Source organism: Caulobacter sp. S45 (genome assembly GCF_903642205.1).
Lineage (GTDB): Bacteria > Pseudomonadota > Alphaproteobacteria > Caulobacterales > Caulobacteraceae > CAHJWH01.
This window is the reverse complement of sequence record NZ_CAHJWH010000066.1, coordinates 1-15,445: the sequence shown is the minus strand read 5'-3', so window position 1 is coordinate 15,445 and position 15,445 is coordinate 1. Positions and strand designations below refer to the sequence as shown.

The 15,445-nt window shown below is 68.9% G+C and carries 13 protein-coding genes; 6 read left to right on the top strand and 7 right to left on the bottom strand.

Translation table 11 applies throughout. The annotated features are described in order from the left end of the window. The 4 genes from HUV06_RS08470 to HUV06_RS08455 all read right to left on the bottom strand — a co-directional run. The coding region (locus tag HUV06_RS08470; RefSeq protein WP_174300835.1) for an ABC transporter permease subunit at nucleotides 1–580 on the bottom strand (580 nt) is incomplete at its 3' end. Continuing rightward, nucleotides 580–1,536 (bottom strand): phosphate ABC transporter permease subunit PstC, encoded by a 957-nt coding sequence (pstC, locus tag HUV06_RS08465; RefSeq protein WP_174300834.1) that lies wholly within the window; start codon nucleotides 1,534–1,536, stop codon nucleotides 580–582. The genes HUV06_RS08470 and pstC, both read right to left, overlap by 1 nt. 67 nt (nucleotides 1,537–1,603) lie before the next feature. Continuing rightward, the gene (pstS, locus tag HUV06_RS08460; RefSeq protein WP_174300833.1) at nucleotides 1,604–2,647 is read right to left on the bottom strand and encodes a phosphate ABC transporter substrate-binding protein PstS; all 1,044 of its coding nucleotides are present in this window, start codon (nucleotides 2,645–2,647) and stop codon (nucleotides 1,604–1,606) included. 93 nt (nucleotides 2,648–2,740) lie between these two features. Continuing rightward, complete coding sequence (locus tag HUV06_RS08455; RefSeq protein ID WP_174300832.1) at nucleotides 2,741–3,007, bottom strand: hypothetical protein; 267 nt, start codon at nucleotides 3,005–3,007, stop codon at nucleotides 2,741–2,743. Nucleotides 3,008–3,102: 95 nt separating this feature from the next. On the opposite strand from HUV06_RS08455, the gene HUV06_RS08450 reads away from it, so the two are divergent. From HUV06_RS08450 to HUV06_RS08440, 3 genes are all read left to right on the top strand, one after another. Next, nucleotides 3,103–4,653 (top strand): phospholipase D-like domain-containing protein, encoded by a 1,551-nt coding sequence (locus HUV06_RS08450; protein WP_174300831.1) that lies wholly within the window; start codon nucleotides 3,103–3,105, stop codon nucleotides 4,651–4,653. Between the two features lie 116 nt (nucleotides 4,654–4,769). Beyond that, the gene (locus HUV06_RS08445) at nucleotides 4,770–5,399 is read left to right on the top strand and encodes an ATP-dependent Clp protease proteolytic subunit (protein WP_174300830.1); all 630 of its coding nucleotides are present in this window, start codon (nucleotides 4,770–4,772) and stop codon (nucleotides 5,397–5,399) included. Nucleotides 5,400–5,427: 28 nt separating this feature from the next. Continuing rightward, a complete protein-coding gene (locus tag HUV06_RS08440; RefSeq protein WP_217433728.1) occupies nucleotides 5,428–5,865 on the top strand; it encodes a DUF2141 domain-containing protein in 438 nt (145 codons plus the stop codon). A 15-nt stretch (nucleotides 5,866–5,880) separates the two neighbouring features. Here HUV06_RS08440 and HUV06_RS08435 read toward each other — a convergent pair whose 3' ends face one another. Next, nucleotides 5,881–7,509, bottom strand: coding sequence for an alpha-D-glucose phosphate-specific phosphoglucomutase (locus HUV06_RS08435; protein WP_174300829.1), 1,629 nt, complete (start codon nucleotides 7,507–7,509; stop codon nucleotides 5,881–5,883). 151 nt (nucleotides 7,510–7,660) lie between these two features. On the opposite strand from HUV06_RS08435, the gene HUV06_RS08430 reads away from it, so the two are divergent. Next, entirely contained in the window at nucleotides 7,661–9,916 is a 2,256-nt protein-coding gene (locus tag HUV06_RS08430; protein ID WP_174300828.1) for a S9 family peptidase, read from the top strand. 9 nt (nucleotides 9,917–9,925) lie between these two features. Here the strand turns inward: HUV06_RS08430 and HUV06_RS08425 are convergent, their stop codons facing one another. Continuing rightward, complete coding sequence (locus HUV06_RS08425; RefSeq protein ID WP_371811033.1) at nucleotides 9,926–11,866, bottom strand: potassium transporter Kup; 1,941 nt, start codon at nucleotides 11,864–11,866, stop codon at nucleotides 9,926–9,928. 63 nt (nucleotides 11,867–11,929) lie between these two features. Continuing rightward, nucleotides 11,930–12,349, bottom strand: a complete 420-nt coding sequence (locus HUV06_RS08420) for a VOC family protein (RefSeq protein ID WP_174300827.1) — start codon at nucleotides 12,347–12,349, stop codon at nucleotides 11,930–11,932. A 188-nt stretch (nucleotides 12,350–12,537) separates the two neighbouring features. Here HUV06_RS08420 and HUV06_RS08415 point away from each other — a divergent pair, with 188 nt between their 5' ends. After that, nucleotides 12,538–14,001: a TadE/TadG family type IV pilus assembly protein gene (locus tag HUV06_RS08415; RefSeq protein WP_174300826.1), complete on the top strand. Its 1,464-nt coding sequence runs from the start codon at nucleotides 12,538–12,540 to the stop codon at nucleotides 13,999–14,001. Between the two features lie 138 nt (nucleotides 14,002–14,139). Next, nucleotides 14,140–15,445 (top strand): TCR/Tet family MFS transporter (locus HUV06_RS08410; RefSeq protein WP_174300825.1); only part of this gene is annotated, 1,306 nt, incomplete at its 3' end.

The following is a 15,445-nucleotide window of genomic DNA, read 5'->3' as shown; positions in this document are numbered from 1 at the left end:
TCTTGCGGATGGTGGTCCAGAGCGGCGCGCCCAACGCCACCCCGCTCTCGCGCAGCTGGCGAGACTGCAGCTTCAGCACGTCCTCGGTGGTGCGGGTCACCACCGGCGCGGCCAGCAGGGCGAGCGCCAGGGCGCCGGCGAAGCCGGAGAAGCCGTGCAGGGGCCGAACCGCGAGCTGGTAGATGAACAGGCCGATCAGGATGGACGGCGCGGACAGCAGCACGTCGTTGGTGAAGCGCACCACCTTGCCGTAGGGGCTCTCGGCCGCGTACTCTGCGAGCCACGTGCCGGCCAGCACGCCTACGACCACGGCGATGACCATGGCGCAGGCGCAGAGCATCAGCGAGCCCACGATGGCGTTGGCCAAGCCGCCGGGGGAGCCCGGGGCGGGTGTGCTCATGGTGAAGACCGCCAAGTTTACCCCGCCGATCCCCTTCACCACCAGCGACATCAGGATCGCCACCAGGAAGATGAGCGCCAGCCCCGTGCATGCCGAGCAGGCGGCGACGAACAGGCCGTTGGCGAGCTTGCGGCTGGCGCGGCTGCGCGTGGCGCGGCTGGATTGGGCGGAGGCGGGCATCAGGCGTGGTCCCGCTGGCCGAGGAGGGTGCGCGCGATGGCCAGCACCGCGAAGGTGATCAGGAACAGAACGAAGCCCAGGGCCAAAAGGGCCGAGGTGTGCATGTCGCTGGTCGCCTCGGCGAACTCGTTGGCGATGGTGGAGGCTATGGTCGAGCCGCCGTCGAACAGGCCGGTGGGAAAGCCGTGGCTGTTGCCGATGACGAAGGTCACCGCCATGGTCTCCCCAAGCGCCCGGCCGAGGCCCAGCATGACCGCGCCGATGGCGCTCTTGCGCACGTGGGGGAGCGTCACCGACCAGACCACCTCCAGCGATGTGCATCCGACGCCATAGGCGCTCTCGCGCAGCTTGACGGGCACGGTCAGGAACAGCTCACGCAGGGTGGCGGCGATGTAGGGCAGGATCATGATGGCCAGGATCACGCTCGCCATCAGCAGGCCCGAGCCGTTCGGTACGCCGGAGAACAGCGTCTCCCAGATCGAGCCGGGTGGCGCTGCCGCCATCATCGGCAGCTCGACATACTTGGCGAACAGCGGAGCCAGCACGAACAGGCCCCACATACCATAGACGATGGAGGGCACGCCCGCGAGCAGCTCGACCGCTGTCCCGATCGGGCGGCGGAGCGCACGAGGGCAGAATTCAGTCAGGTAGACGGCCACCCCGAACGCCAGCGGCAGGGCGATGAGCAAAGCGAGGGTTGCGGTGATCAGGGTGCCGACGATGGGGCCGGCCCCGCCATAGTCCTCCGTGACCGGGTTCCACACAGTGGAAGTGAAGAACTTCAGCCCGAACTTGGAAAAGGCCGGCCAGCCGCCGATCAGCAGCGAGACCAGGACGCCCGCGATCGCCGCCAGCAGCATGGTGGCGGCCGACAGGCAGAGGATGCGGAAGACGGAATCGAAGCGCGCCCCGATCGGGCGCGCCCGCTTCAGACTGCCGGCGGTCATGTCGGCCATGAGGCGTGAGGTCCGTGTCAGGCGAGCCGCCGGACCATAGAAGCCCGGCGGTAAGGGTCGCTAACGCTTAGTGAGGCTTGTACGTGGAGTTCACCGACGTGGCCCAGGCGTGGCGGACCATCGCCTTTACGTTGCCTGGCAGGGGCACATAGGAAAGCTGGGCGGCCATGCCGTCGCCGTTCGTGTAGCACCAGTCAAAGAACTTCAGCACCTCGCCCGTGGCTGCGGGCTTGGGCGGAGTCTTGTAGACCAGGATAAAGGTGGCGCCGGAGATCGGCCAGGCGCCCGCGCCCGGCTGGTTCAGCAGGCTCGGCGCAAAGCCGGACGCGGCGTCCCAGTTGGCGTGGGCTGCGGCGGCGGTGAAGCTCTGCTCGTTGGGCGCGACGACGGCCCCATCGTGATCGGCCATGTCGGCATAGGCCAGGTTGTTGGTCTTGGCATAGGCGTACTCGACGTAGCCGATGGAGCCCGGGGTCTGCTTGACGAAGGCCGCGACGCCATCATTGCCCTTGCCGCCCTGGCCGGCCGGCCACTGCACGCTGTCGCTGGCGCCGACCTTGCTCCCCCAGTCCGGGCTGACCGCCTTCAGGTAGGAGGTGTAGAGGAAGGTCGTGCCGGACCCGTCGGAACGGTGGACGATGGTGATCGGCAGGTTGGGGAAGCGCTTGCCGGGATTCAGGCGGGCGATCTGCGGATCGGTCCAGCGCTTGATATTGCCGAGATAGATCTGCGCCAGCACCGGGCCGGTCAGGTGCATCTCGCCCGGCGTCACGCCCGGCAGGTTCACCACCGGCGTGATGCCGACGATGACGGTGGGGAACTGCATCAGGCCGTGGCTGGCCAGGTCAGCCGGGGCCAGCGGCTTGTCGGAGGCTCCGAAGTCGACGGTCTTGGCCTCGATCTGCTTGATGCCGCCGCCGGAGCCGATGCCCTGGTAGTTCAGGCTCGTGCCGGACTTGGCGCGATAGGCCTCGGCCCACTTCTGATAGATCGGGGCGGGGGCGGTGGCCCCGGCGCCGGAGAGGGTGGCGGCCTCCGCCGAGACGGCGCCGGCTGCGGTGGCGCCCGTGAGCAGCGCCGCGCCGACGGCGACCGCAAGCATCCTGGTCATGGGTGTTCTCCTTCGGCGCGGACCCCCGTCGCCCTCCGCCCCGCCATATATCGCGCCTGTCACAGTTCGATGACGGACGATGCGCGGCAGGGCTCAGGCCACCCGCACATCTGTGGAGACATAGGCGTAGGCCGCGGCGACGTCTGTGGCGGAGAAGGGCTGGGCGACCACGGCGTGGCCGGACTCCAGCTCCAGGTCGGCGGCCTGGCCGGTCACGCAGATGATCTGCAACGGGCCGAACGCCGCCTGCGGGGCGCTGCAGGCGCCAGGCCGTCCCCGTCGTCCGTGGCGGCGAGGAAGGCGCGCGTCGGCGCGCTGGAGACGAAGGCGCGCGTCGGCGCGCTGGAACCGTCGACGCACATCCGGTATTCGGCCGCGGAAGCTTCGCCTCAGGGCGACGCGGCGGGGGATGGCGTTTGCTGCTCGAACCGGGTCGGACATGCTGGCGGACCGCCATGGCCAGCCGCGCGACGGTGATCCTGGACACCCAGAACTATTTTCGCGCCGCCAAGGCCGCGATGCTGAGGGCGCAGCGCTCCATCTACCTGCTCGGCTGGTCCTTCGACCCGCTGACCCAGCTGACGCCGGATCACACCGGCGGCGGCCCGGTGGACGACCAGGCGGGCGCCTTCCTGCGCGATCTCGCCCGCGCCAACCGACAGCTCGACGTCCGCATCCTGGTGTGGAAGTCGGCCTTGCCGGTGGCGGCCTCGCAGCACTTCTTCCCACACCGGGCGCGAGCCTGCTTCAAGAACACTCCGGTCAGCTTCCGGCTGGACGCCAGCGTGCCGCTGGGCGCCTGCCACCACCAGAAGGTGCTGGTGATCGACGACATGCTGGCCTTTTGCGGGGGCGGCGACATGAGCACCGACCGCTGGGACACCACTGAGCACCTGGACGGCGATCAGCGCCGCCACATGCCCTCCGGCGGCGTGCACGACCCCCGCCACGAGGTGATGATGATGATCGAGGGCGAGGCCGCCGCCATGATGGGCGACCATTGCCGCAGGCGATGGAAGCGCTCCAGCGACACCGACATCCCGCCCCGCGACCCGGCCGCTGCGCTCGGACCCTCGCCCTGGCCCGACCACGTCGAACCCCAGTTCCATAACGTGCGGATCGGGCTGGCCCGCACCGAGCCCGCCTGGCGCAAGCAGCCCGAGGTGCGCGAGAGCGAGGCCCTGCACCTCGTCGCCATCAAGGCGGCCAGGCGCTACATCTATATGGAAAACCAGTACGTCGCCTCGCCCGCCATCGGCGAGGCGCTCGCGGCGCGCCTGGGTGAGGAGGACGGCCCGGAGGTGGTGGTGGTCTCCACGGAACACAGCCCGAGCTGGTTCGACCGCATGACCATGGACAAGACCCGCTCGGCCCTGATCCGCCGCCTGCAGGGCGAAGACAAATACGGCCGCTTCCACGCCTTCTGCCCGGAGACCGACAGCGGCAAGACGGTGATCGTCCACGCCAAGTGCACGCTAATCGACGACGTGATGCTCCGCGCCGGCTCCACCAACCTGAACAACCGCTCCACCGGCTTCGACACCGAATGCGACATCGCCATCGAGGCGGCCGAGGACGATCCGGCCACCCGGGCCGCCATCCATCGCCACCGCTGCACCACCATCGGCCACTTCCTGAACCGCTCGGCGGACGAGGTGGAGGCGGCGGTGGAACGGACGGGATCGCTGAACAAGGCGATCGAAGCGCTGGACACCGGGCCGCTGCGGCGGCTGCGTCGTCTCGGCCCGGTGAAGATCGGCCCCATGGCCGGCCTCATCGCCGCCTACCACTTGGGCGATCCCGTGACCCCCGCCGACAGTTGGCGGCCGTGGCGGCGCCGAAAGGACCTTCGCGACGGCCTGCGCAAGTTTGCCCCCGAGCTGGCCGACGCGCCCCTGCTCACCGACACCAAGGCCGGCGTCAGCGAACCCGGTCGCGAGGGCGAGCACATGGGCGAGCCGCCGAAGCCCAGCCTGAAGGGCGAGGACTTCATGCCGACGGAGTAAGCGGGGCGCAGCCGCCGTCCTTGCAAGCTTCGCTGCGCCACGCGATATCTGCGGTCCGAGGCGCGCGGCCGGCCGGCCGCTGACGCTCCCCCATTCGTAGATAAGAAAGCCGCCGGATGCGCGATCCCGACATGCTCATGAGCCTGGTCCCCATGGTGGTCGAACAGACCAGCCGGGGCGAGCGGGCGTTCGACATCTTCTCCCGCCTGCTCAAGGAGCGGATCATCTTCCTGACCGGCCCGGTGGAGGACGGCATGGCCGCCCTGATCACCGCCCAGCTGCTCTTCCTGGAGTCTGAGAACCCCAAGAAGGAGATCGCCATGTACATCAACTCGCCGGGCGGGGTGGTGACCAGCGGCCTCGCGATCTACGACACCATGCAGTACATCCGCTCGCCGGTCGCAACCGTGTGCATCGGCATGGCGGCGTCCATGGGCTCGTTCCTGCTGGCGGCGGGCGAGCCCGGCCACCGCGTGGCCCTGCCCAACGCCCGGATCATGGTGCACCAGCCGTCCGGCGGCTTCCGCGGCCAAGCCTCGGACATCGAGCGCCACGCCGAGGACATCATCAAGACCAAGAAGCGCCTTAACGCGCTCTATGCCAAGCACACCGGCAAGCCGGTCGAGGAGATCGAACGCTCGCTGGACCGCGACAACTTCCTCTCGGCCGAGGAGTCCAAGGACTTCGGCCTTGTGGACCATGTGTACGAGAAGCGCGACATCGCCGAAGGCCTGGCCGAGGTTTGATCCGGATCGCCCGGGAGCGGGGCGAGACATGAGACATCCAGTCATGCTGGCGGCGGCGGTCCTTGGCGCCGCCGCCACGCCCGCGTTCGCCCAGGCGCCGGCGGGGTCGGTGGTGTTCCAGGTCGACCACGTGCGCGACGACGCCGGCCACGTGCGGGTGGACATCTGCACCGAGGCCACCTTCCTGAAGGAGGCTTGCCCCTATTCCGGCGCGGCGGCGGCGGTGAAGGGCGTCACGACGGTGACCGTGACCGGCGTTCCGCCGGGGCTCTACGCCGCCCAAGTCTACCATGACCGCAACGACGACCACACGGTCAACCGCGGCCGCTTCGGCATCCCGCTGGAGGAGGTCGGCTTCTCCAACAATGCGCCCATCGGCCTGCACGGACCCAAGTGGATCAAGGCTGCCTTCAGCCACGACGCAACGGACCAGCAGCTGGCGGTGAAGCTGCACCGCTACGAGTAGCAGCCTGCCGCTTCGCTAGGTGACCACGTCCGGCGCGTTGCGGCCCGTCCACGCGGCGATCCCCGCGATCGCATCGGCCGCCGCCGCCAATTCGGCCAGGGCCTCGGCCGGCTCCTGATGCAGGTTCCCCGAGGGCGGTTCGTAGCGCTCGATATAGACCCGCAGCGTCGCGCCGGAGGTGCCGGTGCCGGACAGGCGGTAGACCACCCGCGATCCGCCCTCGAACATCACGCGCAGGCCCTGGCGCTCGCTGACCGAGCCATCGGTGGCGTCGTGGTAAGCGAACTCGTCGGCGGCCTCCACCTGCAGGGGGCCGAAGCGCTTGCCAGGGAGCTGCGGCAAGAGCGTGCGCAGCGCCTCCACCAGCGAGTCGGCGGCGGCGCTGTCGATGCTCTCGTAGTCGTGGCGGACGTAGTAGTTGCGGCCGTAACGCCCCCAGTGCTCGTCCAGAACCCCCGCCACCGGCTGGCGCCGCACCGCCAGGATGTTCAGCCACAGCAGCACGGCCCACAGGCCGTCCTTCTCGCGCACGTGGTCGGAGCCTGCGCCTGCGCTCTCCTCGCCGCACAGGGTCACGCGCCCGGCGTCCAGCAGGTTGCCGAAGAACTTCCAGCCCGTGGGCGTCTCGTAGCAGGCGACGCCAAGGGCCCTGGCCACCCGGTCCACCGCCCCGCTGGTGGGCATGGAGCGCGCCACCCCCTTCAGCCCCGCCGAATAGCCCGGGGCCAGATGAGCGTTGGCCGCCAGCACCGCCAGCGAGTCCGAGGGCGAGACGAAGCGGCCTCGCCCGATCACCAGGTTCCGATCGCCGTCGCCATCTGACGCCGCGCCGAAATCTGGTGCGTCCGGCCCCATCATGTGTTCGTAGAGGGCGTGGGCGTGCACGAGGTTGGGGTCCGGGTGACCGCCGCCGAAATCCGGCAGCGGCGTGGCGTTCACCACCGAGCCTTCCGGCGCGCCTAGCCTTCGCTCCAGGATCTCGCGCGCATAGGGCCCGGTCACTGCGTGCATGGCGTCAAAGCGCAGGCTGAAGCCGCTGGCGATCAGGGCGCGGATCGTCCTGAAGTCGAACAGGGTCTCCATCAGCGCGGCGTAGTCCGCCACGGGATCGACCACCTCCACCACCATTTCGCCGAGCCGCTGCTCGCCCAGGCGGTCGAGGTCGAGGTCTGGGACCTCCAGGATGAGGTAGCGGTCGATCGCCAGCGTGCGGGCGTAGATGGCATCGGTGACCCGCTCCGGCGCTGGACCGCCGTTGGCGATGTTGTACTTGACGCCGAAGTCCTCCTCCGGGCCGCCGGGATTGTGGCTGGCCGACAGGATGAGGCCGCCGATGGCGCCGGAGATGCGGATCAGGTGGCTGGCCGCGGGCGTGGAGAGCAGTCCGCCCCGGCCCACCCGCACCCGCGCGACCCCGTTGGCTGCGGCCATCTTCAGCGCCACCTGGATCACCTCGCGATTCAGATAGCGCCCGTCGCCGCCCAGGATCAGGGTCGCGCCTCGCAGTCCCGGCTCGGCGTCGAACACCGACTGGATGAAGGCTTCCGTGTAGTGCGGCGTCTGGAACACCCGCACCTTCTTGCGCAGGCCCGAGGTGCCGGGCTTCTGGTCGGGGAAAGGGCGGATGGAGACGCTATGGATCATCAAGACTCAGTTTGCCGTCGGGCGCCGCTCGGACGCGCCCCATCGCCCAAAGCCTTAGGCCGGGACTGGGGCCCACGTCCATCCGGCGGGAGCGTTGCGCCGGCGAGCGGCGGCAGGCACTTTGCTCCGGAGCTTCTCACATGGACCTAAGATGCGCCCTCGCCTCCTTCTCGCCGCCGTCTGCTCCCTCGGCCTGGCGGCCGCGGCGCAGGCCGAACGGCTGACACCCGAGCGCGTCTTCGCCGATCCTGACCTTTCAGGTCCCACCGCCCGCGGCGTGCAGATCTCGCCGGATGGCCGGTTGGTCACCTTCCTGCGCGCCAAGGCGCAGGACCGCACCGTGCAGGACCTCTGGGCCATGCCTGCGGCCGGCGGCGCGGCGCGCCTGCTGGTCGACGCCTATGCCGTGGAGCCGCCGGGCGCGGTGCTCAGCGAGGTGGAGAAGGGCAGGCGGGAGCGTCAGCGCATCTCCTCGCGCGGGATCGTGGACTACAGATGGGACGAGCAGGGGCGCTCCATCCTCGTGCCCGCCAGCGGCGACCTCTACCTGGCCGACGTCCAGAGCGGGCGGGTGGACCGGCTGACCCGCACCCCGGGCGACGAGAGCGACGCCCGCTTCAGCCCCAAGGGCAGCTCCGTCTCCTACGTGCGCGACGGGCGGCTCTACGCGATGGATCTCGCCAACCGTCAGGAACATGCGGTCAGCCCGGCCTCGGGAGGGGCGGTCACCTACGGCACGGCGGAGTTCGTCGCCCAGGAGGAGATGGAGCGCTTCACCGGCTACTGGTGGGCGCCCGACGAGAGCCGCATCGCCTGGACCCGGGTGGACGAGAGTGGCGTCGACCTGATCCCGCGCCTGGAGATCGGCGCCGGCGGTTCCACCCTGACGGAGCAGCGATATCCCCGCGCCGGCCGTCCCAACGCCAAGGTCGAGCTGTTCGTTTCCGCGGCCTTGGGTGAGACGCCCACCCAGGTCGACCTCGGTCCTGACAGCGACACCTACCTGGCGCGGGTGGACTGGTCGGCCGACGGGCGCACCCTCTACGTCCAGCGCGAGACCCGCGACCAGACCCGGCTGGACCTGCTTTCGGTGGACCCTGCCACCGGCGCCAGCCGGGTCATTCTTACCGAGGCCGGCAAGCCGTGGATCGACCTCAACGACAACTTCAAGCCGCTGAAGGATGGCGACTTTCTCTGGACGTCGCAGCGCACGGGCTTCAGCCACATCTACCTGTTCGCCCGCAACGGACGTTTGATCCGCCAGGTGACCCACGGCGACTGGCCGGCGGCGGTCCGCACGGCGGCGGCCGGGGCGTCCGGCGCGGGCCTGCAGGGAGTGGATGAGGGCAGGGGGCTCGTCTACTTCGTCGCCTCCAAGGACAGCCCGCTGGAGCACCAGCTCTACGTCACCTCCTACCGTAGGCCAGGCGAGCCGACCGCCCTGACCAACGGGCACGGCTGGTGGGAGGCGGCGCTGGCCAAGGACGCCTCGAGCTTCACCGCAACCTACTCCGACCCGGCCACCCCGCCCTCCACCGCGCTCTACGCCATCGACGGGACGCGGCGCGCCTGGATCGAGGAGAACCGGCTGGCGCCTGGTCATCCCTACTTCCCCTACCTCGACCAGCACGTGACGCCGCAGTTCGGCACGCTGACGGCGGCGGACGGGGTGACGCCGCTCTACTACGCCCTGCTCAAGCCTAGGGATTTCGATCCGGCCAGGCGCTACCCGGCGATCGTCGAGGTCTATGGCGGCCCCGACTCGCTGGACGTGCGGGCCAACTGGCGTAATCCGGCCGAGCAGCTCTACCTGAACTCGGGCTTCGTGCTGTTCCAGGTCGCCAACCGCGGCGGGGCCAACCGCGGGACCGCCTTCGCCGCGGCTCTGGCCGGCCATCTCGGCGGAGTGGAGGTGCAGGACCAGCTGCAGGGTTTGAAGTTCCTGCGGTCGCTGCCCTACATCGACGGCGCCCGCATCGGGGTGAGCGGCTGGTCCTATGGCGGCTACATGACGCTGCGCCTGCTGACCGAGCCGGGCGCCGGCTTCCGGGCCGGGGCCGCGGGCGCGCCGCCGACCGACTGGCGCACCTACGACACCCACTACACCGAGCGCTTCATGGGCCTGCCCCAGCTGCGCGCGGCCGCCTACGACGAGAGCGCTGACCTGCCGCGGTTGGACCACCTGTCCGGCCGGCTGCTGCTGCTCCAGGGCATGGCCGACGACAACGTGCTGTTCGCCAACTCCATCGCAGTCATGGACCGGCTGCAGGGGCTCGGCACGCCATTCGACCTGATGCTCTATCCCGGCCAGCGGCACGGCATCCGCACGCCGCCTCGGGAGCTGCAGCTCTGGCGCACCTACCTGGCCTTCTTCAAGCGCGAGCTGGGCGGGCCGGAGCCGCGCTGAAGGGGTCCGCTAGATCTTGATCTCGCGGGCGATCTCGAAGGTGCGGTCGGGGGGCAGGTTGAAGCGGTCGGTGATGCGCAGGCCGTTGCGGAACAGGAAGGCGAAAAGCCCCGTACGCATCCGCCCCATCTTGGGATGGGACGCGCGCACCACGAAGTCGCGTGTTCCGAAGAACAGCGCCTTGGACAGGTCTACCTGCTCGCCGAACTCCTTCAGCTCCGCCAGGCCTACGCTCAGGTCCGGATTCTCCATGAAGCCATAGCGAAGGTTCACGCGCCAGAAATCCTTGGAAATCTCTGAGAAGTCCGCCCGGTCCTCAGGGGCCACACGCGGAACCTGCTCGAAGCTCAGCGACAGGGCGATCACCGTCTGGTGCAGGCTGCCGGTCAGCTTCACGTACTCTACCATCAGCGGCGGTGCGCGGTCGCCCAGGCGGGTCAGGAAGGCGGCGACGCCTGGCGTGCGGACGACGCCGCTCCGCTCCATCTCGGCCATGAAGTCGTCGGTGCTGCGCGCGTCGCGCACCAGCTTGTCGCGCACGGTCTGCACGCCCTGGCGCCAGGTGACCATCAGGGTGAAGATCACAGCCCCGATGCTCAGCGGCACCCAGCCGCCGTCGACCAGCTTCAGCAGGTTGGCCGAGAAGAAGCCGCCGTCCACCGCCAGGAAGACCGCCGTCACGCCCCAGACCACCGGCGGCGGCCAGCGCCAGGTCTTGTGCATGGCGCGGTAGAGCAGCAGCGTGGTCAGCAGCATGGTGGTGGAAACCGCCGTGCCATAGGCGCCCGCCAGCTTGTCGGAGCTCTTGAACGCGATGGTGATGGCGAGCGTCGCGCCCATCATCAGCCAGTTGACCACCGGGACGTAGATCTGGCCGTAGGACTTGTGGGAGGTCTGGCGCACGTTTGACAGCGGCAGCCAGCCGAGCTGCATCGCCTGGCGGGTCATGGAGAAGGCGCCGGTGATGATCGCCTGGCTGGCGATGATGGTAGCCAGCGTCGCCAGCCCCACCAGCGGGTAGACCGCCCAGGACGGCGCCAGCGTGAAGAAGGGGTTCTGCCCGTTGGCCCTCCCGTGCTCCATCAGCATGGCGGTCTGGCCGGCATAGCTCAGCAGCAGGGCCGGCAGCACCACGCCGTACCAGGCCCACCGGATGGGCGCCCGACCGAACGAGCCCATGTCGGCGTAGAGCGCCTCACCGCCCGTGGCGCAGAGGAACACGCCCCCCAGCACCAGCATGGCCGCCGGCCCGCTGTGGACCAGGAAGGCCAAGCCATAGGCCGGGTTCACCGCCAGCAGCACCTGAGGATGGCGCACCACCTGCAGCAGGCCCAGCACGCCGATCACCACGAACCAGACCAGCATGATCGGTCCGAAGGCCCCGCCGATCTTCGACGTGCCGAACCGCTGCACCGAGAACAGGGCGAGCAGGATGGCGACCGCGATCGGCAGAATGTACGGCTTCAGCGCCGAGGTGGCGACGTTGACGCCCTCGAGCGCGCTCAGCACCGAGATGGCCGGCGTGATCACCCCGTCCCCGTAGAGCAGCGCCGCACCCATCAGGCCCATGGAGGCGCCGACGAAGGTCCCGCGCTTCCAGTCGCTCATGCCCACCAGCGACATCAGGGCCAGGATGCCACCCTCGCCGTGGTTGTCGGCGCGCATGACGAAGACGCAGTACTTCACCGAGATGGTGATCAGCAGGGTCCAGAAGATCAGCGACAGCACGCCCAGCGCCACGTGGCTGTCCACGTGTGAGCCGGTGGCCTGCAGGATGGTCTGCAGCGTGTAGAGCGGGCTGGTGCCGAGGTCGCCGTACACGATGCCGAGCGCCGCCAGCCCCATCACCGGCAGGGGTCCGCCGTCGCGGGCCTCGTCGGCGTGCTTCGCCTTGGGGTCCTCGGGCGCAGGCGGCGTGGGCTCCGAGGCCTGCGTCTGGCTCGCCGTCATCCGCTATCCCCGCCCTGTCCGGTCAGTGAACGCTGCAGGGCCGACCGCGATCCGGGGCGTGGTTCAGGTGGCGAACAGCTGTCCCATGTCGGCAAAGGCCTTGAACTCCAGCGCGTTGCCGGCCGGGTCGAGGAAGAACATGGTCGCCTGCTCGCCGACCTGGCCTGCGAAGCGGATGTGCGGCTCGACCACGAAGCGCACGCCGGCCGCCTTCAGCCGCTCGGCCAAGTCACGCCAGCGGGGCAGGTCCAGCACGACGCCGAAGTGGGGCACCGGCACGTCGTGGCCGTCCACCGGGTTGGCGTGGCCGGGCACGGCCCTGGGCGGCGCCTGGTGGGCGACGATCTGGTGGCCGAACAGGTCGAAGTCGATCCAGCTCTCCGAGCTGCGCCCCTCCGGACAGGCCAGCACCCCGCCGTAGAAGGCGCGCGCTGCGGTGAGGTCGTCCACAGGAAATGCGATGTGGAAGGGCGTCAGACTCATGGCCGAAGCTTTAGCAGGCGCCGCCGGAACGTCAAAACACTTACCATCCATTCACCAAATCCATTCGGCACGAGGCTTGCAACAATAGATCGACAGACACACAGCAATATAAACGCGCAGTTTACCCTTCGGTGGGAAGATCACGCAGCTAGCTGAGGAATGCGACCGTGCGACTGCTGAGCCGTGACATGTTCAGGGAAAAGGGCGGCAACACCGCCATGATCTTCGCACTGGTGGCGCCTGTGCTGCTGCTGGCGGGGGGCGGAGCGATCGACGTGACCGACGCCTACATGCGCCAAACCGCGCTGCAGCAGGCGGCCGATGCTGCGGCAGTGGGCGCGGTGGCTCGAGCCTCGGCCGGGTACCAGGCCGCCCTCAAGATGACCTCCGACGGGTCGGTGCCGGACTCGGTCACGGCTTCCGGCGTCCAGGCGATCTTCAACGCCGACTGGCGCAACCCCTCGGATACGGTCGTGACCGGCCTTACCGGTAATGCGTGCGGCGCCGGAACGCTGGTCTGCAGATCCACCAAGACCTCGGGAACGACCGTTAGCACCACCGTGAGTTCGGCGGTGACCGTGTCCGGAACGTTCACGCCGGCCCTGCTGGCCTTCTTCGGCGAAAAGACCATCAAGCTCAGCGCCACGTCCACGGCCTCGGACAACATCCCGAGCTTCATCGACTTCTACATGCTGCTCGACAACTCGCCGTCGATGGGGCTCGGAGCCGAGACGGCCGACATTAACACCCTCGTGAATACGATCACCGTCAACAAGGGCAGCGAAAGCAACTGCGCCTTCGCCTGTCATTCCGACGCGCCCGGTGACGACTTCTACGATCTCGTCGTCGCCTATAACCTGAACGCGACCCAGCAGAACCTCACCAAGGGCGCCAACATACCTTTGGTGAACCTGCGGATAAACGAAGTCGCCAGCGCCACGTCGAGCCTGATGAGCACCGCGTCCACCACCGAGACCTTAAATGGCCAGGCGCCGCCGCCGTCCAACTGCGGCTCCAAGTGCACGCCTTCGGAGTTCCGGGTGGCGCTCTACGACTTCGGGCCGAAGGCCTACATCACCAGCCCGACGGCGCTGCCCTACCAGGTCAGCCCGCTGACCTACGACCTGAACGGCCTGAGCGCCCAGTCCGCCCTTCAGGTCCAGCTGCAGACCGTGCCCTCCCAGAACTACGCCTATGACGGCTACAATGACGACACCGACACCAACCTCGACACGATGATGACCAATCTCGGCGCCGTCATGCTGCCGGGCGGCGCGAGCGCGGGGAACGGGCTGACCTCCGCGACGCCGCAGAAGATCCTGTTCATGGTGACCGACGGCATGTCGGACAAGAACCCTGGCAACCGCCAGATGGGACCGCTGAGCCAGACGACCTGCACCGCCCTGAAGAACCAGGGGATCAAGATCGCGATCCTCTACACCACCTACATCCCGTCCTCCATCTCGTCGGACGGCTGGTCCGTGGCCAATGTGCTCCCGATCATCTCTCCGACCGACAAGGTCGGGGCGGCGCTGCAAAGCTGCGCGTCGCCGGGTCTCTACCAGCCGGTCAGTCCTGATGGCGCTGGAATACAGGCGGCCATGACCTCCCTGTTCCAGACCGTGGTCGCAAGCGTGCGCATCGTCAGCTGAGCGCAGGTCCCAGCGCGGCGCACCCGGGCATGGGCAGCTCGCGGGCGCCGAGGTTCTTTCGAGCAGGTCCGGGTTCGGGACGGGCCGTACGCGTCCAAGCTTGACTGGCTGAACCGCCGCGCTGGCATATAAGACCCCATGGCCGATCCGCCTTCAACGCCCGCCCAGCCGATCGCCGAGGCGTCCGATCTCGGCGGCGCGGTCACCGCCTCGCCGCTCCCCGGCGGGCGTCGAAAGGCCGCGCTGGGCTTCATCTTCGTCACCGTGCTGCTGGACATCCTGGGCATCGGGATCATCATCCCGGTCCTGCCGAACCTGGTGAAGAGCTTCACCCATGGGGACGCGGGCAGCGCCGCCGACTATGTGGGCCTGTTCGGCGCGGTCTGGGCGCTGATGCAGTTCGTGTTCTCGCCGGTGCAGGGCGCGCTGTCGGACCATTTCGGCCGGCGGCCGGTGCTGTTGATCTCCATCTTCGGGCTGGGCGCGGACTACGTGCTGATGGCGTTGTCGCCCAACCTAGTTTGGCTGTTCGTCGGTCGCGCCATCTCAGGAATAACGGCAGCCAGCTTCTCCACGGCCAACGCCTATGTCGCCGACATCACCGCACCCAAGGACCGGGCCGCCAGCTTCGGCCTGCTCGGCACCGCCTTCGGCATCGGCTTCATCATCGGGCCGTCGGTGGGCGGCCTGCTGGGCCAGGTCGACCCGCGCCTGCCGTTCTGGGCCGCCGCGGGCCTGGCCTTCGCCAACGGCATGTACGGCCTGTTCGTGCTGCCGGAGTCGCTGCCCAAGGACAGACGCGCGCCCTTCAGGCTGGCCAACGCCAGCCCCATCGGCTCGCTGAAGCTCCTGGTACGCTATCCCGGGCTGCTGCAGCTCGGCGGCGTTATGTTCCTCTACTTCCTGGGCTTCCAGGCGCTGCAGAGCGTGACCGTGCTCTACACCAATCTGCGCTATGGCTGGACGCCCAACGCCATGGGGCTGTGCCTGGGCGGCATCGGGCTGGCCAGCATCGTGGTCCAGGCCGGCGTGGTGCGTCCCTTCGTCAGGCGCTTCAAGGAGCGAGGCGCGCTCTATACCGGCCTAGCCTTCGGCATGGCGGGCATGTTCGTCTACGGCTGGGCGCCGACGGGCGTGCTGTTCTGGCTGGGGGTGCCGGTCTTTGGCCTGGTCGGACTGGTGCAGCCGGGGGTGCAGGGCATGATGACCCGGCGCATCCGGCCCGACGAGCAGGGGCGGCTGCAGGCCGCCAACTCCTCCATCATGGCGGTGACCGGCCTGGTCGGCCCGCTGCTGTTCACCCAGATCTTCCACCGCCTTGTGGCCGACCGGCGGGCCCCGATCCTGGCCGGCGCCCCCTACTACCTGGCCGCCCTGCTGTTCCTGGCCGCGCTCAGCCTGGCCCTGCTCACGCGCAGCAGCGGCGAAACGGCCGCAGACGCGG